The sequence below is a fragment of the Mesorhizobium sp. M1027 genome (genome assembly GCF_040318745.1).
Lineage (GTDB): Bacteria > Pseudomonadota > Alphaproteobacteria > Rhizobiales > Rhizobiaceae > Mesorhizobium.
In genome coordinates this window covers 1-20,919 of record NZ_JAMYMW010000014.1, presented here as the reverse complement: position 1 = coordinate 20,919, position 20,919 = coordinate 1, and the positions used below count along the sequence as shown (strand labels likewise).

At 62.9% G+C, this 20,919-nt stretch carries 27 protein-coding genes and 1 pseudogene; 10 read left to right on the top strand and 18 right to left on the bottom strand.

The genetic code is table 11. The features are described from left to right. Nucleotides 1–72: 72 nt before the first annotated feature. The gene (locus NKH50_RS24225; protein WP_352752883.1) at nucleotides 73–372 is read right to left on the bottom strand and encodes a hypothetical protein; all 300 of its coding nucleotides are present in this window, start codon (nucleotides 370–372) and stop codon (nucleotides 73–75) included. Between the two features lie 14 nt (nucleotides 373–386). Further along, nucleotides 387–899: a DinB family protein gene (locus NKH50_RS24220; RefSeq protein ID WP_352457652.1), complete on the bottom strand. Its 513-nt coding sequence runs from the start codon at nucleotides 897–899 to the stop codon at nucleotides 387–389. A gap of 76 nt (nucleotides 900–975) precedes the next feature. Between NKH50_RS24220 and NKH50_RS24215 the strand changes: the two genes are divergently transcribed. The 5 genes from NKH50_RS24215 (at nucleotide 976) to NKH50_RS24195 (ending at nucleotide 4,778) form a co-directional block, all read left to right on the top strand. Further along, nucleotides 976–1,686: a glutathione S-transferase family protein gene (locus NKH50_RS24215; protein WP_352881446.1), complete on the top strand. Its 711-nt coding sequence runs from the start codon at nucleotides 976–978 to the stop codon at nucleotides 1,684–1,686. A 464-nt stretch (nucleotides 1,687–2,150) separates the two neighbouring features. Next, nucleotides 2,151–2,786: a 5,6-dimethylbenzimidazole synthase gene (bluB, locus tag NKH50_RS24210; protein WP_352507903.1), complete on the top strand. Its 636-nt coding sequence runs from the start codon at nucleotides 2,151–2,153 to the stop codon at nucleotides 2,784–2,786. A 236-nt stretch (nucleotides 2,787–3,022) separates the two neighbouring features. Beyond that, the gene (locus NKH50_RS24205; protein WP_502906431.1) at nucleotides 3,023–3,238 is read left to right on the top strand and encodes a DUF1905 domain-containing protein; all 216 of its coding nucleotides are present in this window, start codon (nucleotides 3,023–3,025) and stop codon (nucleotides 3,236–3,238) included. Between the two features lie 242 nt (nucleotides 3,239–3,480). After that, entirely contained in the window at nucleotides 3,481–3,903 is a 423-nt protein-coding gene (gene ndk / locus NKH50_RS24200; protein WP_023677669.1) for a nucleoside-diphosphate kinase, read from the top strand. Between the two features lie 266 nt (nucleotides 3,904–4,169). Further along, a complete protein-coding gene (locus tag NKH50_RS24195; protein WP_352881441.1) occupies nucleotides 4,170–4,778 on the top strand; it encodes a class I SAM-dependent methyltransferase in 609 nt (202 codons plus the stop codon). Nucleotides 4,779–4,852: 74 nt separating this feature from the next. Here the strand turns inward: NKH50_RS24195 and NKH50_RS24190 are convergent, their stop codons facing one another. After that, entirely contained in the window at nucleotides 4,853–5,122 is a 270-nt protein-coding gene (locus tag NKH50_RS24190; protein WP_254820285.1) for a hypothetical protein, read from the bottom strand. A 187-nt stretch (nucleotides 5,123–5,309) separates the two neighbouring features. Further along, a complete protein-coding gene (locus tag NKH50_RS24185) occupies nucleotides 5,310–6,086 on the bottom strand; it encodes a YbaY family lipoprotein (RefSeq protein WP_352881438.1) in 777 nt (258 codons plus the stop codon). 195 nt (nucleotides 6,087–6,281) lie between these two features. Here NKH50_RS24185 and NKH50_RS24180 point away from each other — a divergent pair, with 195 nt between their 5' ends. Together NKH50_RS24180 and NKH50_RS24175 are read left to right on the top strand one after the other, a co-directional pair. After that, the gene (locus NKH50_RS24180; protein ID WP_352881435.1) at nucleotides 6,282–7,082 is read left to right on the top strand and encodes an HvfC/BufC family peptide modification chaperone; all 801 of its coding nucleotides are present in this window, start codon (nucleotides 6,282–6,284) and stop codon (nucleotides 7,080–7,082) included. A 5-nt stretch (nucleotides 7,083–7,087) separates the two neighbouring features. Further along, nucleotides 7,088–7,580 (top strand): annotated as a pseudogene (locus NKH50_RS24175) (DoxX family protein). An 18-nt stretch (nucleotides 7,581–7,598) separates the two neighbouring features. Here the strand turns inward: NKH50_RS24175 and NKH50_RS24170 are convergent. The 5 genes from NKH50_RS24170 to NKH50_RS24150 all read right to left on the bottom strand — a co-directional run bounded on the left by NKH50_RS24170 (nucleotide 7,599) and on the right by NKH50_RS24150 (nucleotide 11,880). Then, nucleotides 7,599–8,069 carry a molybdenum cofactor biosynthesis protein MoaE gene (locus NKH50_RS24170; protein WP_352689597.1) on the bottom strand — a complete coding sequence of 157 codons (471 nt, stop codon included), beginning with the start codon at nucleotides 8,067–8,069 and terminating at the stop codon, nucleotides 7,599–7,601. Between the two features lie 3 nt (nucleotides 8,070–8,072). Then, nucleotides 8,073–8,330, bottom strand: a complete 258-nt coding sequence (moaD, locus tag NKH50_RS24165; RefSeq protein ID WP_352507910.1) for a molybdopterin converting factor subunit 1 — start codon at nucleotides 8,328–8,330, stop codon at nucleotides 8,073–8,075. Between the two features lies 1 nt (nucleotide 8,331). Beyond that, nucleotides 8,332–8,928 (bottom strand): CDP-diacylglycerol--glycerol-3-phosphate 3-phosphatidyltransferase, encoded by a 597-nt coding sequence (gene pgsA, locus NKH50_RS24160; protein WP_254820290.1) that lies wholly within the window; start codon nucleotides 8,926–8,928, stop codon nucleotides 8,332–8,334. A 100-nt stretch (nucleotides 8,929–9,028) separates the two neighbouring features. Continuing rightward, entirely contained in the window at nucleotides 9,029–11,107 is a 2,079-nt protein-coding gene (uvrC, locus tag NKH50_RS24155; RefSeq protein ID WP_352881431.1) for an excinuclease ABC subunit UvrC, read from the bottom strand. Then, nucleotides 11,104–11,880: an SDR family oxidoreductase gene (locus NKH50_RS24150; protein ID WP_352752890.1), complete on the bottom strand. Its 777-nt coding sequence runs from the start codon at nucleotides 11,878–11,880 to the stop codon at nucleotides 11,104–11,106. The genes uvrC and NKH50_RS24150 overlap by 4 nt, the downstream gene beginning before the upstream one ends. Before the next feature lie 419 nt (nucleotides 11,881–12,299). Between NKH50_RS24150 and NKH50_RS24145 the strand changes: the two genes are divergently transcribed. After that, nucleotides 12,300–12,950 carry an outer membrane protein gene (locus NKH50_RS24145; RefSeq protein ID WP_254820293.1) on the top strand — a complete coding sequence of 217 codons (651 nt, stop codon included), beginning with the start codon at nucleotides 12,300–12,302 and terminating at the stop codon, nucleotides 12,948–12,950. 77 nt (nucleotides 12,951–13,027) lie between these two features. Here the strand turns inward: NKH50_RS24145 and NKH50_RS24140 are convergent, their stop codons facing one another. From NKH50_RS24140 to NKH50_RS24130, 3 genes are all read right to left on the bottom strand, one after another. Further along, nucleotides 13,028–13,624, bottom strand: a complete 597-nt coding sequence (locus NKH50_RS24140; protein ID WP_352881428.1) for a glutathione S-transferase family protein — start codon at nucleotides 13,622–13,624, stop codon at nucleotides 13,028–13,030. 491 nt (nucleotides 13,625–14,115) lie between these two features. Beyond that, nucleotides 14,116–14,535: a hypothetical protein gene (locus NKH50_RS24135; RefSeq protein ID WP_352479251.1), complete on the bottom strand. Its 420-nt coding sequence runs from the start codon at nucleotides 14,533–14,535 to the stop codon at nucleotides 14,116–14,118. Between the two features lie 494 nt (nucleotides 14,536–15,029). After that, a complete protein-coding gene (locus tag NKH50_RS24130; protein ID WP_352689594.1) occupies nucleotides 15,030–15,443 on the bottom strand; it encodes a DinB family protein in 414 nt (137 codons plus the stop codon). A gap of 178 nt (nucleotides 15,444–15,621) precedes the next feature. Between NKH50_RS24130 and NKH50_RS24125 the strand changes: the two genes are divergently transcribed. Beyond that, nucleotides 15,622–16,257, top strand: coding sequence for a TetR/AcrR family transcriptional regulator (locus NKH50_RS24125; protein WP_352705329.1), 636 nt, complete (start codon nucleotides 15,622–15,624; stop codon nucleotides 16,255–16,257). A gap of 38 nt (nucleotides 16,258–16,295) precedes the next feature. Here the strand turns inward: NKH50_RS24125 and NKH50_RS24120 are convergent, their stop codons facing one another. The 5 genes from NKH50_RS24120 to NKH50_RS24100 form a co-directional block, all read right to left on the bottom strand. Continuing rightward, on the bottom strand, nucleotides 16,296–17,048 hold the full coding sequence (locus tag NKH50_RS24120) for a sulfite exporter TauE/SafE family protein (protein ID WP_352881424.1): 753 nt from the start codon (nucleotides 17,046–17,048) through the stop codon (nucleotides 16,296–16,298). A gap of 125 nt (nucleotides 17,049–17,173) precedes the next feature. Beyond that, nucleotides 17,174–17,626, bottom strand: coding sequence for a hypothetical protein (locus NKH50_RS24115; protein WP_352705333.1), 453 nt, complete (start codon nucleotides 17,624–17,626; stop codon nucleotides 17,174–17,176). A gap of 124 nt (nucleotides 17,627–17,750) precedes the next feature. Further along, nucleotides 17,751–18,599 carry a 23S rRNA (adenine(2030)-N(6))-methyltransferase RlmJ gene (locus tag NKH50_RS24110; protein ID WP_352881421.1) on the bottom strand — a complete coding sequence of 283 codons (849 nt, stop codon included), beginning with the start codon at nucleotides 18,597–18,599 and terminating at the stop codon, nucleotides 17,751–17,753. Beyond that, complete coding sequence (locus tag NKH50_RS24105; RefSeq protein ID WP_352881418.1) at nucleotides 18,596–19,207, bottom strand: hypothetical protein; 612 nt, start codon at nucleotides 19,205–19,207, stop codon at nucleotides 18,596–18,598. The genes NKH50_RS24110 and NKH50_RS24105 overlap by 4 nt, the downstream gene beginning before the upstream one ends. Before the next feature lie 4 nt (nucleotides 19,208–19,211). Then, nucleotides 19,212–19,832 (bottom strand): TetR/AcrR family transcriptional regulator, encoded by a 621-nt coding sequence (locus NKH50_RS24100; RefSeq protein ID WP_352881415.1) that lies wholly within the window; start codon nucleotides 19,830–19,832, stop codon nucleotides 19,212–19,214. A 136-nt stretch (nucleotides 19,833–19,968) separates the two neighbouring features. Here NKH50_RS24100 and NKH50_RS24095 point away from each other — a divergent pair, with 136 nt between their 5' ends. Continuing rightward, entirely contained in the window at nucleotides 19,969–20,436 is a 468-nt protein-coding gene (locus NKH50_RS24095; RefSeq protein WP_352881412.1) for a carboxymuconolactone decarboxylase family protein, read from the top strand. A 27-nt stretch (nucleotides 20,437–20,463) separates the two neighbouring features. Here the strand turns inward: NKH50_RS24095 and NKH50_RS24090 are convergent. Continuing rightward, nucleotides 20,464–20,919: phosphotransferase (locus NKH50_RS24090; RefSeq protein WP_502906911.1), on the bottom strand; the 456-nt coding region annotated here is incomplete at its 5' end.

Here is a 20,919-nt window from a genome sequence, read left to right as displayed (position 1 = left end):
ACTTTGCTTTCAATTCGATCGCAGTCGAAGCGAACCAGCCGTCGAGATGGCGGCCAGATAAGAAGATCGGTCCTAAATCAGCTGCCTTCTGATGCTCATCCGCGTCACCGCGGTCACAAGAATGGCGCCGATCATGAAATAGATGGTCGCGACAATGTCGCCCTGGTGGAAATAATAACCGGAGTTGAGAAGCGCCAGGACCACGGCGAAGAACGCCACAAGGCGCAAGGGTTCATTGGGCATGCGTGCCAATTCTCGCTGTTGCTGCTGAATGCTGCTGGAGCGGCCGCCCTCACGACCGTCCGCTCCATAAAATGTTTTGGCGCGTTTTGCAATCTCGGCAGATTGTCCTCTATCCACCGTCCGCTTCACCAGCCGCCCCAGGTTCAGGCGAAAGCCCTGCCCTCCTCGCTACGCTGGAACATCGTCAGGTCCAGTCCGAGGCTTGGCTTGCCCAGAATGGTCAGGATCGCATGCGCCTGGCCGCGGTGGTGGGTCTGGTGGTTGAAGAAGTGGTCGAGCGCCGGCGCCAGCCGCTGCGAGACGGTGCGCATATCCGACACGGTCATGTAGGAGAAGCGGCCCGACAGCGCCTTGTCGCTCAGGCCGTCGACCCAGTCGATGATCCGTTTGTCCTCGGCCTCGCGCGCCAGCCGCAAGCCTGGCAAGGCGCGGTGCAGGATCGTGTCGAGCCTTGCCGGCGCGTCGCCCTCGCCGGTGAAGCGTTTCATCCAGATACGGTCGGCTGCCAGGAGGTGGTTGAGCGTTCCCATCATCGAACCGAAGAAGACGCCGATATTGCGGTCGAACTCTTCCTCGTCGAGATCGGCGGCGGCATCGTAGATGCGGCCGTTGGCCCATTGATTGTAGGCCGCAAACATCCTGAAATGCTGTTTCATTTTCTCTCGACCTGCGAGACCCTGTTTCGCGCGGGTCTGTTTCGGCCATAGTTAGACTGCAAGGACGCTGCCGCCAATGACCATTCTGCTCTACGACCTTGTTGGACGCGACGCCGCTCGCCCGTTCAGCCCACATTGCTGGAAGGCGGCGATGGCGCTGGCCCACAAGGGACTCGACATCGCCAGCGTGCCGACCTGTTTCCTCGAAGTGCCGAAGGTGGAAGGCGGCGTTTCGAAGCTCGTTCCGGTGATCCGCGACGGCGAGACGGTGGTCGCCGATTCCTTCGCCATCGCGCTCTATCTCGAGGAGACCTATCCCGAGCGGCCGACATTGTTTTCCGGCGACGGCGGTAAGGCGACGGCGCGCTTCATCGAACGCTGGTCGCAGCTGACCATCCATCCCTACGTCACCACCGCGGCGCTACTGGACCTGCATGCCATGCAGGACGAAGCGAACGCCGCCTATTTCCGGCAGAACCGCGAGCAGCGCTTCGGCAGGTGCCTGGAGGCGGTTTGCGCCACCCGCGACGCCGGACTCGCCGGCTTCCGCGCCTCGCTGGAGCCGCTCCGCTCGATGCTCGGCTGTCAGCCCTTCATTGGCGGCCCGTCGCCGCTATTTGCCGATTACATCGTTTTCGGCGCGCTGCAATGGGCGCGTATCGCCACGCCCTACCGGCTGCTCGACGACAGCGATGTCGTGGCTCAATGGTTCGAACGATGCCTCGATCTGCATGGCGGCCTCGGCCGCACGGTCGCGCCGGCAGCGATCGCCCCGCTCGCAAGTTGAGCTCGGCAGCTTCATCGGCAACGCCACATTCTGTTCTTGCTTTGTGCCGGCAGCTATGCTACTAATTTCGGTATGGTGCTGATTCGTACCGACGACCCGCCCGGCTTGCCGAGGCGGGTTTTGTTTGCCGATCAAGGTTCAACGGCGTAGATGACGGCAACGTCGCCCGGCCTCGGCTAAAGCGCGTCGCGTTCGACCGGCCTCATGTGACGCGCTTTAGGTTCTTGTTTTGATGCATGTCGTTACCGCAAAACCGCTGCACACCTTTGCGCGGCATGCACTTGTTTGTCGTTGCCGCAAAACCGCTGCACACTTTTGCGCGACATGCATTAGAATTCCCGCCCGGCGAAATGCGACAACGCGGGTAGACGAAGTGTCGCTTGAGGCGCCGCATCACTGCCCGGATCGAAGCAAACAAGACGAAAAACCGGCGAACCGGGCAACCACAACAGAGGCAGCGCGCCATGACCGCAAACCCAGAGTTCCCGGCCGATTTTCGCGCCGGGCTTGCCAAGCTCTTCCTGTGGCGGCGCGACGTCAGGCGGTTCAAGCCGACGCCGCTCCCGGAAGGGGCGCTGGAGCGGCTGCTCGAGCTTGCCAGCGCCGCGCCGTCCGTCGGGCTGAGCCAACCTTGGCGCTTCGTCATCGTCGAGAGCGAAACATGCCGCGCCGCCGTCAGGGCATGCTTCGAGCGCTGCAACGCGGAGGCACTCGCAAATTTTTGCGGTGAACGCGCCGCGCTGTATGGGCGCCTGAAACTTGCCGGCCTGAACGAGGCGCCCTGCCAGCTTGCGGTTTTCGCCGACCGCGCAACCGAGCAAGGGCATGGGCTTGGCCGCCAGACCATGCCAGCCACCATAGACTATTCCGCTGTCATGGCGGTCCACACGATGTGGCTGGCGGCGCGCGCCGAGGGAATAGGCATGGGCTGGGTCTCGATCCTCGACCCGGCCGAGATGGCGACGATCCTGGACGTGCCGCCGGAGTGGACACTGATCGGTTACTTCTGCATCGGCTACCCCAGCGAGAACCACAGCGTGCCGGAACTGGAACGGGAAGGCTGGGAAACGCGGCGGCCGTCTATCGTGACAAGGCGGTAGTGGAATGGCAGCGCTGCCATCCTCCTTGCGGGGAAGAATGACTCCTCCCCAGCAGGGCTGTGGATATCATGGATGGTTCGCCGATCGTCAGCATGCCAGCAAGACACCATGGCAAAGCCGGTCGTGAAGGCCTTGACCTGAGGAAGTGCATAGAATGTTTCGCTACGACATGCAGGCCGAGATCTGGGTCTATCCGGGCAAGGGCGGCTGGCATTTCGTGACCCTGCCGCCGGAGCTTGGAGCCCGGATCAAGGCGGCGATGGTTGGGATGGCAAGGCCCCTGGGGCTCCCTTGGCGTGGAGGCCGTCATCGGCCAGACCAGATGGCGGACATCGCTGTTTCCCGACAAGAAATCCGGCAGCCTGCTCTTGCCGATCAAGACCGCGGTGCGGGTCCGCGAAGGCCTCGGGGCTGGCGACACGGCCAACCTGACGATCGAGATGCAGTTATGACGACGTCGGGTCAGGCTGACGACGACGCGCTATAGGGCGGCCAGTCGATCGGACCCAAGTGGGTACCGGTTGTCGGAAAATCCGATCTCAACAAAAAGATGAGCGGCGGCATGGTTCGACTTGAAAGTCCGCCGCCCCACCGCAGAAATGCGCGCTGCGCCGGCCTCCCCTTGGCAAGGCGGCGGGCGGCTTGTATAGAGCCCGCCACCCTCAATTCCACTCTCCATCACAAGGACGACCCCATGGCGCTCGAACGCACCTTTTCCATGATCAAGCCGGACGCGACCCGTCGCAATCTCACCGGCGCTATCACCAAGATACTGGAAGATGCCGGCCTGCGCGTCGTGGCTTCGCGCCGGGTGTGGATGAGCCGCCGCGAGGCGGAAGGTTTCTATGCCGTGCACAAGGAACGTCCGTTCTTCGGCGAGCTGGTCGAATCCATGTCGTCGGGCCCGACAGTCGTGCAGGTACTGGAAGGCGAGAACGCCATTGCCAAGAACCGCGAAGTGATGGGCGCCACCAATCCGGCAAGCGCCGCCGAAGGCACTATCCGCAAGCTGCACGCACTGTCGATCGGCGAGAACTCCGTGCACGGTTCCGATGCGCCGGAAACCGCCGCGCAAGAGATCAAATACTGGTTCTCGGATACCGAGATCGTCGGCTAAGCCGGCATTCCGAACCCCATCAAAAGGCCGGCGCAACGCCGGCCTTTTTCGCTAAAGCGCGTCGCGTTCGATCGGTCTCATGCGATGCACTTCAGGTTCTTGTTTTGATGCATGCCGGTATCGCAAAACCGCTGCACGCTGCTGCGCGATATGCAGTAGCGGACATTTTCAGCTTCAGGCTCCTCGACGGGTCACCGGTGCGTTAAGCTCGGAGGGCGGATCAAACGCCGTCCCGACAATGAGGATTTTGGGGAGCCGACAAGGCCATGACCAGCGCCATTCCCGGCTTCTTCCAGGGCACCGAAATGCCAACCAGCGGCTGGTGGGAAGCGCTGTGGCCCGAGCCCGCCAGCGTCCTGGCGGCAGTAGGCATGAAGCCCGGCACGGACGTGGTCGATCTCTGCTGCGGCGACGGCTGGTTCACGCTGCCAATCGCCAGGGTCGCCCGTCATGTAATCGCTATCGACATCGATGCCGATCTGCTCGAAGTCGCAAGGCGGCGGTTGGCCGAAGGCGGCGCGGGCAATTGCGAGTTTGTGGCGGGCGACGCCTATGAGCTTGCCGGGCTGGTGCCTCAGACCGTCGACTTCGTTTTCATGGCCAACGCTTTCCATGGCATTCCGGACCGGCCGCGCCTTGCCCGCGCCGTGCGGACGACGCTTGACCCTGCCGGTCGTTTTGCCATCGTCAACTGGCACCAGTATCCGCGCGAGCAAACCACGCTCTTGGGCGAGCCGCGCGGGCCAAAGACCGAGCTGAGGCTGTCACCCAAACAGACCATCGCGGCGGTGGAAGCGAGCGGGTTCAAGCTTGCCGAATTGGTTGATGTGCCGCCCTATCACTATGGCGCGGTATTCAAACAAGCGACAAATTGAGAATGCCGGGCGTATGCGACTTTGTCGCTAGGATGTGTGTCGCCCGCCGCCCCCTAGCGGCGGGTTCTGTCAGTCTATTTCGCCTGGCGTTCCTTCACGTTCGCATGTTCATTCGCCGCCTCCGTGTCGGTGGACGGGGTCTTGGTCTCTTCACCTGAAAACGGGCTGCCCTGCCCCGGTGCGAGATCGCCGCTATGGCCGGCCTTGTTGGTCTGGAACGGTTGGCTGTCCGCTTTGAGACCGTGGTCAAGAGCATTGACAAGATGGTCGTCCGCCTTGGCAAGGCCGGTAAAGGCAAGGAGCGATGCACCGGTGGCGGCAAGGATAAGCGTGTGCGTTTTCATGTCTGGACTCCTTTGAGTTAAGGCCAGAACGAGCCGCAGCCATTCTGGCGGCTTCAACGAAGGGACAAATGTCCCTTTTGCCTTACCCGCCATTTTATGTGGAACTAACGCGCCCTCTGCCCGGCCTCTTCCCGCTGAAACACATCGTGATCGACATGCGGCTGCCGCGCGGGCCAATCGGCGCGGACTAAGCGCTAGCTCGCGGCATTGAAGCGCAGGATGTCGCGCGGCCATCTCTGTCGGCGATGACAAGCTTGCCGGCGTCGACGTGGTAGGATGCTGCTTTGGCCAGCGCCTCGAACAGCGCCTTTTCCTCGGCCATGACCTGAGGCGCGCAGGCCTTAAAGGTCGAGCCGATGTCGCTGATAGCGATCGTCGAGCCGTTTATCCTGGCGGTGGCGAAATAGACGTTGCAAGGGCCGCTGCCGCCGGCCTTGCCGGCTTCGCTGATGCGGAATGTCGCCCGCGGCTCGGCAATCACGCCGACGCCGTCGATATATTCGACCAGCCAGCTTTGGCCGAACACGGAAGGTGCCGCCGGCTCGTCGCCCGGCGCCGCCATTTTCAGCATGATGGTCTGTGGCGCGTCGCTGAGCGGGTCGACCTGATGGCGCGTATCGGTGACGAATAGCAGCCGGTCATCGACGGTGATGCGCGCCTGCAGCGCGTAGGTCATATCAGGCCGGATCACCCGCGGGTCGAAGCTGATCTCGAACTTGATCGGCACCTGGCCGGCCGGCACCACCTTGCGCTCGCCGATGATTGCTGCCGGCGCGTCGGCCAGCGACACGTCGGCAAGCTGCACGGAAAGCACGGCATTGGGCGGCAGCGCGATGCGCTCGCGATACATCACCTCGCCCTTGAGGGTCTTTTCGGCAGCCACGGAACGATCCGGAACGGCAAGTATGCCAACGGCCAGCGGCACCAGTCCGAAGATGAAGAACTCGGCGATCCTGTCCAGCATGATCCTGCTCCCCTTCGGCAAAGGGTTTCGCAGGATTGCGGTCAATGAATGGCCGGCGGCGTATTGGCATGGCTGTCCCAGGAATTTGTTTGGACGGCGGGGCGCTTCCAGCGGCCCGCCGCCTTGTCGTCGGGCTTCTTGGCCGCTCCGCAAACTCTGTTCAGTCCACGCTCGGCGACTGTCTCGGAAAAGCCCATGCCGCAGGATGAGCTCCAGTCGGGCGATCTCGGCCGCCGGTTTGACTATGCGGCGGCATTCACCGCCGGTTTGCTCGATCCTGACCGTGCCCCGCCTGACTCTGTCTCGGGGCCGAACGGGAAGGCTGCGATCAAGCGACATGCCGTCTACCGCAACAACGTCACGGTCAGCCTGATCGATGCGCTGGCCGCCAGCTTTCCAGCGACGCTGCGCATCACCGGCCCGGATTTCTTTCGCGCGATGGCGCGCTTTCACATCCGCGAAACGCCACCCACCTCGCCGCTTCTATTCGAATATGGCCGCGACTTTCCCGATTTCATCGAGCGCTACGAACACGCGCAGTCGATGCCGTGGCTGGCCGACGTGGCGCGCATCGAGCGGGCCTGGCTCGATGCCTATCATGCCGCCGACGCGGAGGCGCTGTCGGCTGAGGCACTGGCGTCGATCCCTCGCGAGAGGCTTGCCGACACCGTGCTGCGGCCGCATCCGGCGACGCGGATCGCGCGCTCCCGGTTCCCGGCAGTCACAGTCTTCGCGGCAAACCGGAACGACGCTCCTGTTGGGCCGATCCGGGCAACGGGCGCTGAAGATGCGCTGGTCACGCGGCCCGGCCTCGAGGTCTTCGTCCGCCACCTACCGCCCGGCGGCGCAGTATTTATCTCGCATCTGGTCGCGGGCGAGTCGCTCGGTGCAGCGGCCGCGGCAGCGTTTGCGGAGAGTGCCGAATTCGAGCTTTCCGCCAACATTGCCGGTGTGCTGGAAGCGGGAGCCTTCACGACGGCACATCAGGAAAGGTGAGCACGATGAGCCATAGGCAGAACGCGAGCACCGAACCGCGAGGGTTCGCCGCTCTCGTCGAAAGGCTGAATGCCGCCCTGCGCACGATCGCGACGCCATCGCTGACGCAGCTTGTCCTGCGCTGCGCGCTCGCTGTCCCGTTCTGGCGGTCCGGCGTCAACATGGGACGGTTTTCTACAGTTGAACGATGTCGCAGTGCTGCTTTTCAGCTCGGAACTCAAATTGCATCTGCCGGGCGGTCCTTATGATTTTCCGGCACCCGCGCTGGTGGCGTTCGCTTCAGGGTCAGCGGAGATCGTGTTGCCAGTTCTCCTTGTTTTCGGCCTGGCGACGCGACTGGCGGCGTTCGGGTTGCTGCTGATGACGCTGGTCATCGAGCTCACCGTGCCGGACGGCTCGCCGCTGCACATTACCTGGGCGGCGATGGCGCTTGGCATCATGGCCTGGGGACCCGGCCGGATTTCGCTCGATCATCTGATCGGCACTGACAAAGGTTGAGGGCTCGCGGAAGCCTGGTCAGTCTCGCTTCCAGCGGCTCGCCGCCTTGTCGTCGGCCTCCTTGGCGTCGACCCAGCCGCCTTCGGAACCGTCGCTATGGTGTTCCTTTTTCCAGAACGGCGCCCGTGATTTCAAATAATCCATCAGGAAATTCGCGGCCTCGAACGCCGCCTGCCGGTGGGCGGAAGCGGACACCACCAGCACGATGTTTTCGCCCGGCGCGATCTTGCCGTGGCGATGGATGACGGTGAGCCCCTGCAGCGGCCAGCGCTCGATTGCCTCGCCGGCGATGCGGGATATCTCGGCTTCAGCCATTCCGGGATAATGTTCGAGCTCGAGCGCGGAGAGCCTGCCTTGCTCGTCGCGGCAAAGGCCGGAGAAGGTCACCACAGCGCCGATGTCGTTGCGACCCCTGGTCAGCCTGGCGATCTCGGCGGCGACGTCGAAATCCTCCGCCTGGATGCGCACGACAGGCACCACCGCGGACATGGTTCAGCCACCGGTCATCGGCGGGAACAGCGCGATCTCGCGCGCGCCGGCGATCTTTTCGCGGTGCTCGACATGTTCCTGGTTGATGGCGACGCGGATCACGTCAGGATATTGCAGCGCGTGCTCGTATTCCTCGCCGCGCGATTTCAGCCAGCGCAACAGGTCGGCGACCGTTTCGATGCCGGCCGGCAACTCGACGTCTTCTTCCGGTCTGCCGATCCGCTCGCGCACCCAGGCGAAATAAATGAGCTTCGTCGACATGCTACTCGTCCATGATGTGCTTGAGGCCGGCGCGGAAATAGTCGTAGCCAGTGTAGAGCGTCACCAGGGCGGCGATCCACAGCAGCACCAGCCCGGTCTGGGTGGTCAGCGGAAAGAGCTTGTCGCCGGCCGGGCCCGCAAGCAGGAAGGCGATGGCGATCATCTGGATGGTGGTCTTCCATTTGGCGAGCTGCGTCACCGGCACCGAGACCTTCAAAGCCGCCAGATATTCGCGCAGGCCCGAGACCAGGATCTCGCGGCACAGGATGATGATCGCCGCCCACAGCGACCAGCCGGCGATGCCGGCATGGCGGTCGGTGTCGGCGGCAAGCAGCAGCAGGCAAGTGGCGACCAGCAGCTTGTCGGCGATCGGGTCCAGCATCTTGCCGATGTTGGAGGTCTGCTGCCAGGCGCGCGCCAGATAGCCGTCGAAGTAATCGGTGATCGAGGCGAGCAGGAAAATGATGAGCGCCGACCAGCGCGCGAAGTCGCTCGATTTCAGATGCCCCTCCAGGAAGAAGCACAGCACCACCAGCGGCACCGCCAGGATGCGGGCGTAAGTGAGCATGTTGGGCAGGTTGAACGCGCGCTGGGACATGTTTTGGGAACTCTTTCTGCCTGCTTAGTCAAATCAGAAGCGAATGTGGGGGGTCAACAGGCCAGAATCGATTAGCCAGCCGAAATATCGGCAATAAGTCTTAGCTCTCGTGAAAATGATTGTAGACCAATTTCGCCACCTGTTCGGAAATGCCATCGACCTTGACCAAGTCCTCGACGGCGGCACGGCTGACCGCCTTGGCCGTACCGAAATGCATCAGCAGCGCGCGCTTGCGGCCCGGGCCGATGCCGCTGATCTCGTCGAGCGGGCTCTTGACCATCTCCTTCTTGCGGCGGGCGCGGTGCGAACCGATGGCGAAGCGATGGACCTCGTCGCGCAGCCGCTGGACGAAATAGAGCACCGGATCGCGAACGGGCAGCGAGAATGGGGCCCTGCCCTTGACGAAGAAGCGTTCGCGGCCGGCATCGCGGTCCTGACCCTTGGCGATGCCGATGGCGACAACGCGATCCTCGATGCCGAGATCGGCGAGGATCTTGCGCACCGCCGTCATCTGGCCCTGGCCGCCGTCGATGAGGATGACGTCGGGCCAGGCGGGGAAGCCGCCCGCGTCCTCGATATCGTCGCCCGGTTCGGTAGGGCTCGCCTCGCCCGTGCCCTCGGTTTGCGGGGCATCGCCATGTTCCTTCAACAGCCGCGAGAAGCGCCGCTGCATCACCTCGCGCATCATGCCGAAATCGTCGCCCGGCGTGATCTCGGTCGAGCGGATGTTGAACTTTCGATACTGGTTCTTCACAAACCCTTCCGGCCCGGCGACGACCATGGCGCCGACGGCGTTGGTTCCCATGATGTGCGAGTTGTCATAGACCTCGATGCGCACCGGCGGCTTTTCCAGGCCGAAGGTCTCGGCAAAGCCAGTGAGCAGCCGCGCCTGAGTTGAGGTTTCGGCCAGCCGCCGGCCGAGCGCTTCGCGCGAATTCTGCAGCGCATTGTCGGTCAGGTCCTTCTTCTCGCCGCGCTGCGGCACCGAGATCGACACCTTGCGGCCGGCCCGGGTGGAGAGCGCCTCCGCCAGCAATTCCTGGTCCTCGACGCCATGCGACAACAGGATGGTGCGCGGCGTCGGCTTGTCGTCGTAGAACTGCGCCAGGAACGATCCCAGCACCTCGCCGGCTTCGAGCGCCGGATCGGCCTTGGGAAAATAGGCGCGGTTGCCCCAGTTCTGGCCGGTGCGGAAGAAGAACACCTGGATGCAGACCTGGCCGCCCTCCTGATGGATGGCGAAGACATCGGCCTCGTCGACGGTCTGCGGATTGATGCCTTGATGGCTCTGCACATGCGACAGCGCCGCCAGCCGGTCGCGATAGATGGCGGCGCGTTCGAAATCGAGGTTCTCCGAAGCCTGCTGCATGGCGGCGGAGATCTCCGTCTTCACCTTCTGGCTGCGGCCGGAAAGGAAACCCTTCGCCTCGGCGACAAGCCTTGCATAATCGCCATGCGAGATTTCGCCGGTGCATGGGCCGGCGCAGCGCTTGATCTGGAACAAAAGGCAAGGCCGGGTGCGGTTCTCATAGAAGGAGTCGGTGCAGCTCCTGAGCAGGAAGGCGCGCTGCAGCGAGTTGATGGTACGGCCGACGGCGCCGGCCGAGGCGAAGGGGCCGAAATAGTCTCCCTTGCGTGAGCGCGCGCCACGATGCTTGTAGATACCGGGCGAGACATGATCGCCGGTCAACAGGATATAGGGGAACGACTTGTCGTCGCGCATCAGCACGTTGAAGCGTGGCCGCAAGCGCTTGATGAGGTTGGCTTCAAGCAGCAGCGCTTCGATCTCGGTGCGGGTGACGACGAACTCCATCGTCGACGTCTCGCGCACCATGCGGCCGATGCGGCTGGTGTGGAACCGGCCTTGCGCGTAGCTGGTGACCCGCTTCTTGAGGCTGCGTGCCTTGCCGACATAGAGCACGTCGCCGGCGGCATTCATCATCCGGTAGACGCCGGGCGCATTGGGCAGCCGCTTGACCAGCGTCTGGATCACCTCGGCGCCGACCATGCCGTCGGCGTCGCCGGCATGCGGGGTCCAGTCGATGGCGGTGAAGGTGACGTCCGGACCGCCGGCCGCAGGCTCGACGACCTCTTCGGCCGCCTCGTCCTCGAGGTCGATTTCGGGCGGCAGGTCGTCGGCGCCACCGCGCGTTTTTTGTTTCTGGTCAATGGGGCTCATTCCGCCATGCCTGTCACATCGGGCGTCTGCCATGCAAGGTGCTGGCCGCCGTCGAGCGCAATCATCTGGCCGGTGACCGAGCGTGCCGCCCACAGATAACGGATGGTGGCACCGAATTCCGGCAATTCCGGGCCGCGTTTCAGGATCAGCCCGGCAATCTGGGCATCGAAATCGCTGTCGTGCTGGCGCGTGTTCTTCAAGGTCGGGCCAGGACCAATAGCGTTGACGCGGATGCGGGGACCCAGCGCCTGCGCCATCATCTCGGTCGACGCCCACAATGTCGACTTCGACAGCGCATAGGAAAAATAACGCGGCGTCGGGCGCCAGACGCGCTGGTCGATCATGTTGACGATCAGCCCCTCACTGTTCTGCGGCAAGGCCCGGGCGAAAGTCTGCGCCAACAGCGCCGGCGCCTTGACATGCACGGCGAAATGGCGATCCCAGGCCGGCCAGTCGAAATCCTCAACACTGTCGTGCTCGAACAGCGAGGCGTTGTTGACCAGCAGCGACACCGGCCCGAGCGCCGCCGCCGCGCGGCCGACAAGGTTGCCGACGGCATCCATGTCGGTCAGGTCGGCAGCAACCACGGCGGCCTGGCCATGTCGACCAAAATGACCACCGTTGATTTCGGCCGCGAGCGCCTCCGCCTCGGCCAGCGAGCGATTGCAGTGAATGGCGACGGCAAAACCATGCCCGGCAAGATCTTCGACGATCGCCCTGCCGATCCGCCTCGCCCCGCCCGTCACCAGTGCCGTCGCGGCGACCTTGCTCATCTGTCAATCCTTAATCCGATGCCGATTCCGACCTGCCGGGATAGCGCCGGCAAATTATGGCCCGCCAAGCGTTAAATCCCATTTCCACCTGGGGCAAGATTGTGGCAAAGTGGCCGGTGGGCGTTCTGGTTCGACCGGAATTCGGGCCAGCCCGTCCGCAATATAGGGCGCTGGAGCCCTTATACCAAGCCGTGTGCAGTGCAGCACGGCGAACCTGCTGACATTCGCTGTTGCGAAGATGCAACGTCAAGGTTCTGCCTCATTCGTGCCAGGGAATGACCCAAGTTCAGGTTCGCTTCAGCCGCATTTCGACACGACATTTGCAACCGTTGAACGCCGGATCCGTTTCATCCCCCGGACGGGTTGAGGGCGCTCATGAAAAACAAGCCTGTGTCCTGTGGCTTAAGGAGTAAAGAACAATGCAAGCCAATCTTAAATTTGCGCGACCGCTGGCGGTGGCGTTTGGGCTGTTCGCCCTCGGCGGAACTGCCTATGCCGCGGACGTGGTTCAGGAAGAGCCGCCGGCACCTGCCCCGATTGCAGAACTTCCGGTCGCATCCTGGGCCGGTCCCTATGCCGGTGTGAGCGTCGGCTACGGCTTCGCCGGCCATGCCAAAGCCAAAGACATTGGCGTCGACGTCGACACCAAGGGTTTTGTCGGCGGCGTCTTCGGCGGCTATAATTGGCAGCAGGAGAACTTCGTCTACGGTGCCGAAGCCGATATCGGCTACAACGGCGTCAAGGGCGACGATGCCGGCATCGAGGCCAAGGGTGGCTTCGAGGGCTCGCTGCGTGCCCGCCTCGGCTATGCCGTCAGCCCGGACATCCTGCTCTACGGCACCGCCGGTGGCGCGCTGAAGAACCAGAAGATTGAAGCTGCCGGCGTAAGCGACACCAACACGCAGTTCGGCTGGACAGCCGGCGTCGGTACCGACATCAAGATCACCGACAATGTGTTCGGCCGTGTCGAGTATCGTTACACGGACTTCGGCAGGAAGGACTTCGACGGTATCGGCAAAGTTAAGTCGACCGACAATCGCGTCACTTTCGGCGTCGGTATGAAGTTCTGAGTCGTCCAAGCCACGACACGAAAAAGCCGGGCCTCGCGCCCGGCTTTTTTTGTGGCACCGGTTGAGGCCGCCCGCCCTCAAGCCGGGATGGCGGGCTTCAGTTCCGGGAACTTCTCGTCGAAGCGTGCCGCCCAGCGCGTCAGCCGGCCGCGGCCCTTTTCCCATTTTCCGGCGAAGCGCAGCGAGAGATAGCCAAGGCAGGCGCGCAATGCGATTTGGCCTAAGGTGATTTTCTTCGGCAGCTTCGGCGGATTGGCGTTGAGCAGATCGAGCGCGGCCGAAATCTTCGTCCACTGGCGCTCGAGCCAAGGCTGGTAGACCATCTCTTCCGGCCGCGTGCGCCGCTCATAGACCATCGACAGCGCGCAGTCGCAGATACCGTCGGCCAATGCCTCCAGCACCTCCGCCTCAAGGCGCCTGTCGGGATTGCGCGGAAACAATGCGTTCTTCGACATCCGATTGAGATGCTGGGTGATGGCGCGGCTGTCGTGGACCGAGCGGCCGTCATCGAGCACCAGCACCGGGATCTTGCCGAGCGGATTGGCGCCGATCAGTTCGGCCGGCCTTTCCTCCGTCTTTATCGGCACGAGATCGACCGCGATGCCAGCATAAAGTGCTGCCATGCGCGCCTTGGAGCTGTAGGGGGAAGTAGACGCGTAGAGCAGTCTGGGCATTGTCGATTCCTGTTTGGCGGCTACAGCTCCATATGCCCCGTTGGACGCGCAAAAGGACGCGGTAGCATTGTGACTTCGCGCATGACCCTCACCGAAAATCGATTCCGACAGGGGCTCGTGCGTGGGCACTGTTGACCGATCATGCAGGGTTCATCAACGGCCAGAGGCGGAAAACCGCGCCGCCAGCGTACAACCATTGTCTCGACGTCAATCGCGATGCGATAAGCCGCAGTGCGGCGGCAGACGCGAGCGGGTCGGACAATCCAAATCCGATTGGCTACCAACTCGGCCTTGCACCGAAGGTTAGCCTTTGGCAGCCACGAAAATCCCACCGGACTTCGCCGCATGGCGAAGCCCTGGGAGCTGCGAAAAGACGTCTTCCTCCCGCCTCTTTCTCGTTCTGCCCGACCGTCAACCAAGAAGCGAGGCGCCTGTCCGGCATCCCGCCCTGACTGTCTTGAGTATTGTCCCCGACGGTAGCAGGGCGGCGACTACTTCTTGGCCTTCGCCTTTGCGGGCGCTGCTTTCGGCTTGGCCGCGGGCGCTGCTTTCTTCACTGCCGCAGAAGATTTCGCAGCGGCGGCCTTTGCCGGTGCTGCCTTCTTCGCAGCTGGCTTCGCGGCCGCCTTTGCAGCCGGCTTCTTGGCCGGTGCCGCCTTCTTTGCGGGTGCAGCCTTGGCCGGTGCTGCCTTTGCCTTAGCAGGTGCTGCTTTCTTCACGGCCGGTTTTGCCGCGGCCTTGGCGGCCGGCTTTTTGGCCGGCGCTGCTTTTGCCTTAGGCGCGGCGGCCTTCGCTTTGGCAGCGGGTGCCGCTTTCTTCACAGCAGTTGCGGCCTTTGCCGCGGCTGCTTTTGCTGGTGCTTTCTTTGCCGGTGCCTTGGATGCCGGCGCCTTGGATGACTGCTTAGCCATATCATGCCCCTTCCGTTGTGCCGACGGCCGTTATTGACCCGGCGCGCATTGCATATCTGACTCGCGGCTTGCTAGCCAGCGAAGCATTAGAATGATTTTTGCAGCTTAAGTTTCGGTTACGGCGAGCGCACGACCATTTTACCCTCGCAAAAACCGGCTGCGAATCTTTGTCTCCCGCAGTGAAGTTCTGCGACAGAAATTCTGGCCGCTCTATCTCGACCGGTCTTCTCGTCAAGCTCAGGACCTTTTCGACCAGCTTTGCGCTTCAACGTCCGGCGCGCAGCGCGAACATTGTCCAGAACGAAGGCGGTCGCCCGCCTCGTCTTGTTTGAAAAGATAAACTACAGGTAAGTAGGAAGCAACGCGACGAGCACGCCGCTGCACTATCTTGCACGGCGCGATGAAAGTAAGCAGACAGCTCACATTTCTGAAGGACAGGATATCGTTCGATAGATCCGGTCGAGCCGACCGCGTGATCGAAAGCGCTTGGCCGTTCAGGCGCCGGGCGGCTCACGGCTCATCTGCAGCCGGCGCGAAGGCTCGGCCCTGTGGAGATGGACGGCGAAGGTATCCCATGGCGGCATGACGGAAATCTGTGCCAGGATGCGCCCCGCTTCACCGCGATGATAGCCGCCGTGCAGTACGACGTGGGTCAGCATTTCCTGTCGCGACATCAATACCTTATCCCCGTCGGTGAACACGAAAGCGAGGGGCTCGGACAGCTGCCGCGACGAAACGGTTTCGAGATAATCGGGATACCAGCGATCGGTCGCTGCGACCGCGGCGCGAAGTTCGTCGAACGCCGGCGTGTCCTCAGTGGTGGCGGCGGAGTAGCCATGGCTTGCGTCAACCAGGTGCGCCGAGAATATCCGCGACACCACATGGCTGTGATCGACGAGCCGTATCACGGCCTGCCGTTCCTTGCCGTGAACATGCGGGTCGAGACTCGCGAGCTTTTCCAGCAGTTCGTCATGGCCCAGGCCTGATAGGCAAACAGGCCGCGAACCAGAGCGAGCGCACTCATGGTCGGTGTCCTTTTCCGGAAATGCGAGTATGTTGTTTATATTTTCAGGAGAATGAGAGGGCGTGTCTACTCGCATTGCAAAACCGCATACGCGCATGCGCAAGCAGCCGCGCCAGGCGCGTTCCAGGGCAACCGTCGAGGCGATCATCGAGGCAGCGGCTCATGTTCTGAGCGGGCTGGGCTGGGCCGGCTTCACCACCAACAAAGTGGCCGAGACAGCAGGTGTAAGCATCGGCACGCTCTACCAGTATTTTCCCGACAAGCTCTCCCTGCTCGCAGCCGTCCGGCGCCGTCACTTCGATCATGTGCTGTCGGTCATTCGCGATTCGGCGGAAGACCAAAAGCCGCTCAGGACATTCGCGCAGGAGCTGGTGCGCGGCATGATCGCGGCACACAGCATTCACCCGACACTACACCAGGTGCTGCTCGACGAGGCGCCTGGCGATCGTGGCTCCAGGGCCGCCCATGCTTCGTTCCAGGCACAATACCTCAATCACTATGCGACTGCTGTCGCCAGTTATCGCAAGCCAAGGAAAGGCGCCGACATGGAGACCGTGGCGCGGGTGCTTTCGTCAGCGATCGAAGGTGTGATCCACAACGCGGCACGCCGGAACATGCTCGCCGCGCCGGAGCTGCAAAAGCAACTCGTCGAACTGATCTGCGCCTACCTGTCGGGAGCGGGCCGTACCGGTCGATAGCGCATGGCACGGCGGAAGTCGGGATTTCTGTGTGTCGTTCAAACCCGGCTTGTGAGGTGCGGCAAGCACGATGCCAACAATGCCGCACCTGATGCGGCCAAGAGTGTGAGGACGATCTTTCGAAAAGTCGCCTCGCTAACGCCGATGTAGAGTCTCGCGCCAAGGAGTGTCGGTATCAACATCGCCGGCGCGACGACGGCAAACATCGGCAGCATTTCGAGCTTGATCTTTCCGGCCGCAAGATAGGCGGCCATCGTCATGGAGAGGGTCACAAGGTTGAAATTCTGGATGACAATACGCTGCCTGTCCTTTTCCCATTGGCGCAGCACGCACCACAGCGTTGGAACCGGGCCGGTGAAGCCGCCAAGTCCACCCATGATGCCACCGACCAGACCTATTGCACCGTCTGCAACAAGACCCCCGACCGTGATGGGAGGGAGGCGACGCGCAAAGAGCATCAAGGGACACCAAACGACCAGCAGCGCGCCGAAGACCAGCTTGAACAACTGCACATCCAGCAAGGGCAGGATGGCGACACCGACCGGAATCCCTATGGTCCCGCCGATCAGGAAGGGCAGCAGAAGCCTGAGGTCGAAACCCCGGCGGACGGTGACGGCAGCGATGATCTGACCGGTGAGCGCCCCAAAGACCGCCATGGCAGCAGCCAGTTGGGGTTCCACGGTCCAAACCCAAATCGACATGGCAACCAGGCTGAAAGCGAACCCGGAAAGCCCCTGGACGAAGCCAGCAACGACCGCGCCGAGAGCAACAGTATAAACGAGCAAATCCATGTGGTGCTGTTTCCCCGCAAACTCGTGACAGCAGATCGCGCTTCCCGCGAATGCTGCGCCGCATGGAAACGGTGACGGTCGATCAGGTGGCCGGTGCTAAAAAGTCGGAATCAGCGAGTGCGCGATCAGCGCAGGACGCGGCAGCGGCCGTTGTAGACCATCCAGCGGTCGAAGCCCGACACGCAGAATTCGACATTGTCGCCGATCGAGGCAAAACCCTGGCCTTCCTCGATCAAGTACCAGATGGTGCGGGCGCGACCGTCGGAGAGGCTGACGGTCGCGCCGCAATAACGGCGACCGATCGGCCAGATGTCGTCGGCCGGCAGATAGCGATGCTGGTGGATGCGCTGGAAGTCGACGATCTGCACATCCGGCAGATGCGGCACGTGATGCACCTGATAGGAGAAGCGGTCGGTGATTTTGTTCAGCACCCAGGCCTCGCCGCACACGCCGCTGTCCTCGTCAGTATAGATTGCAAGGTCGGCGGCCTGCACCGCCGGAGTAACGCCAAGAGGCGCAGCCAGCGGCGTGCAAACGGCGAGCAGTACGGCAAGGGCGGATTGGGCGAAGCGAGTCATGGCAGCCTCTCAAGGTCGACTGCGCCCACTGTGCGGATTCGCTGACGCGCGGTCAAGCGGTTGTAGCGACTATGGTTGTGGTGACGCGGTTGCACTGAGGGAACGGCAAGGACCGCATCTCAAACTACTCTCCCGCCAGCCAGTCCAGCGTCCAATGCGATGGCTGCTCGACAGCAAGCAGCCGGTGCAGCGCCGGCAGCAGCGTCCGCAACTCGCCCTCCAGGGTGAAGGGCGGATTGACCACCACCATGCCGCAGCCATCGAGGCTCGGCTCGACGGAGGCCGGCCTGATCTCAAAACCGATGTCGAGCAGCCTGGGAACGCCCGTCTGCTTCAGCGCCCTGCGGAAGGCGGCGACCGCCTTGCGGTCCTTGAGCGGATACCAGAGCGCGTAAATCCCTCCTGGCCAGCGCCGATGGGCTCTTTGCAGCCCGTCGACCAAGCGACCGAACTCGCCCTCTTCCTCGAAAGGCGGATCGATGAGGACGAGGCCGCGCTTCTCCTTTGGCGGCAGATGCGCGCCGAGCGCCAGCCAGCCGTCGAGCTCGATCACCCGGGTCTGGAAGTCGCCGTCGAACAGCGACTTCAGCCTGGCGGCATCCTTGGCATGCAGCTCGACCGCCGACAGCCGGTCCTGCTTGCGCATCAGGTGCCGAGCGATCAGCGGCGAACCCGGGTATTTTTTCACGTCGCCGTCCGGATTAAGCGAGCGGACGGCTTCAAGATACGGCGCCAGCAGTGCTGCCGCCGGCGCATCGAGGGCCGCATCGACCAGCCGGCCGATGCCGCCTTGCCATTCGCCGGTCTTTTGCGCTTCGGTCGAGGACAGATCGTAACGGCCGATCCCGGCATGGGTGTCGATGACCCGAAACGCCTTGTCCTTCTGCTTCAGATATTCGATCAGCCGGCTGAGCACGACATGCTTGACGACGTCGGCGAAGTTTCCGGCATGGTAGGCGTGGCGATAGTTCAATTGGAGCCCCTGCCCCAGCGAGGCGGTGGCGGCTGCGAGTTCGGATTTTCCGGCCGACGGCCGCCGAAACGGAATGCCAGCACCAGCCCGGCCAGGCCGGCCGCCATCAGCGAAAAACCGACCGGCCGCGCTCGGCGGTCGATCTCGCCGGCAGCCGAGCGCAGGACGAGGTCGACGGCCCGCATCGGAATGCCCTCGGCGTCGCCCGGACCAACGGTGAAAATGTAGGGGCCGGCGGTAACCGTCGGGATCAGGCCCGCCTCGTCGCGAAAGATCCTGTCCGGCAGTTGCGGACTGACCTGCCGAGGATTGTCGGAATGGTTGAACTGCAGCGTCGAGGCGAGCACCGTCCTGCCGCCGGTGGCGGCAGTGACGGTCAACACGGTGCGCTGCTGCGAGACGATACGCTCGGCTCTTGCCGTAAGGTCGACCAGCACGCGTAGCGGCCCGTCGCGTGCGCTAAGGGCCACTGTCACTGGCTTGAACCGGCCCTGCTCGTAAACCCTCCAGGTGCCGATCTCACGGCCGGAGAAATTGGTCATCGCCCAGGGATAGACGACGCCGATGCCGGTACCGATAAGCAGTATCACGGCGAACAGAGAGCGCATGAGGTCAAGACCCGGTATTCGGCGCGCTGGTGCCGTCGCGGGCGCGCTCCATTTCGTCCAGGAGCATGTCAAGGCCGAGATCAAACGTCCGGTCAAATTCGGCGGTGCCGAAATAACGCCCGGCCGCAGCTACTTTTGGAAAATCCTGCGCCAGTTGCTCATCGCTGACTGTGGTCACGGCCGAAGGCCCCTTCGCATAGCCGGCAGTCTCGTCGAGGATGGCACCCATCAGATAATAGCCGGTGGTACGGAACAGCCGCGCACCAAGTTCCGGTCCGAAGCCGCCGGCCTCGAACAGGCCGAGGATGCCGTTCAGCCACGCAAGGCAGGTCGGCGAGTTCATCCGGTAGGTGACGAAGAAGCTGGCGAAAGCCGGGTGCTCACGCGCGACGCGGCGGAAATCCTGCACGGCGATGCGCAACCTTTGTCGCCAAGGTAGGTCCGTGTCGGGCATTTCGAGGGAGCCGATCAGCCGGTCCACCAAGGCTTCGAAGAGATGCGCCACCGAAGGAAAGTGGTGATAGATGCTCATCGCCTCGCAGCCGAGTGCAGTCGCCAGCTTGCGCATCGAAAAACCGGCGAGGCCCTCGCTCTCGATCACCTTCAAAGCGGCATCCTCGATCATCTCGCGAGACAGTCGGCCGCGCGGTCGCTTTTTTTTGATCGATGTGTCCATGGTGCCGCTTGACAACTTACGCTGTAAGGTTCATTTTCGACATTACCTTACATCGTAAGGCTAACAAATGCCAGAGGAGAATGTCATGTCTGTCTGTCGTACTCTTTCATCAAAGCACTCTTCCATCCGCCGTGCCTGCCTGCTCGCCGCCGCCTGTGTGCTGACGCTGGCTGCAACTCCTTCTTATGCCGATGAGTATGACGCAACCGTCAAGGACATCCAGTCGACCATGGGCGGGGTGCCCGGTTTCGTAAAGCAGTTCCCGAAAGCCGGTCTGCCCGGTGCATGGGCCGAGGTCAAGGCTATCCAGCTCAGCGACAAGACGGCGCTGCCGCCGAAAGTTAAGTCGCTGATCTCGCTGGCGGTGGCGGCGCAAATCCCGTGCAACTACTGTATCTGGTCGGACACGCAGGACGCCAAGCGGGCCGGCGCCACCGACGAGGAGATCCAGGAGGCGGTCGCCGTTTCAGCGCTGACCCGCCATTGGAGCACCATCTTCAACGGCATGCAGGTCGATTTCGATACATTCAAGAAGGAGATGGGCGGCCAGTAATGCGCTCGTCATTAGAGCGGGATCCGTTCAAACTGAATTGGCCCTCCCGCTCTGACTGTTTGTGTGATCCGCCAGCACCTCATTGATGACCCGCCACGATTTTTCCGCCTCGCGCTGATTGCCGTCATGTCCCGAAGCGACGATCAGCGCCTTCCACAACGCCCAGCCCCGAGCGCGCGCCCAGCTGTGCTCGTCAAGGGCAATGGCGTCGCGGAACGCCTGGCGGCTCTCGCCGTAAAATTCCGTCCACGCGATCACCAGGTCACAGGCAGGATCGCCGATAGCCGAACTACCGAAATCGACCACCGCGCACAGCTTGCCATCTTCGACGAGTAGATTGCCCGAGGCGACGTCGCCATGGACCCAGACCGGCGGGGCCAGGCAACGCCCGGGCAGGGGCGGGGCCCCCACCGCCCCCGCCGCGGGCCGCGGGGAGGGGGCCCCCCCCGCCCCCCGCCGCGCGCGGGGGGGGGGGGGGGAGGG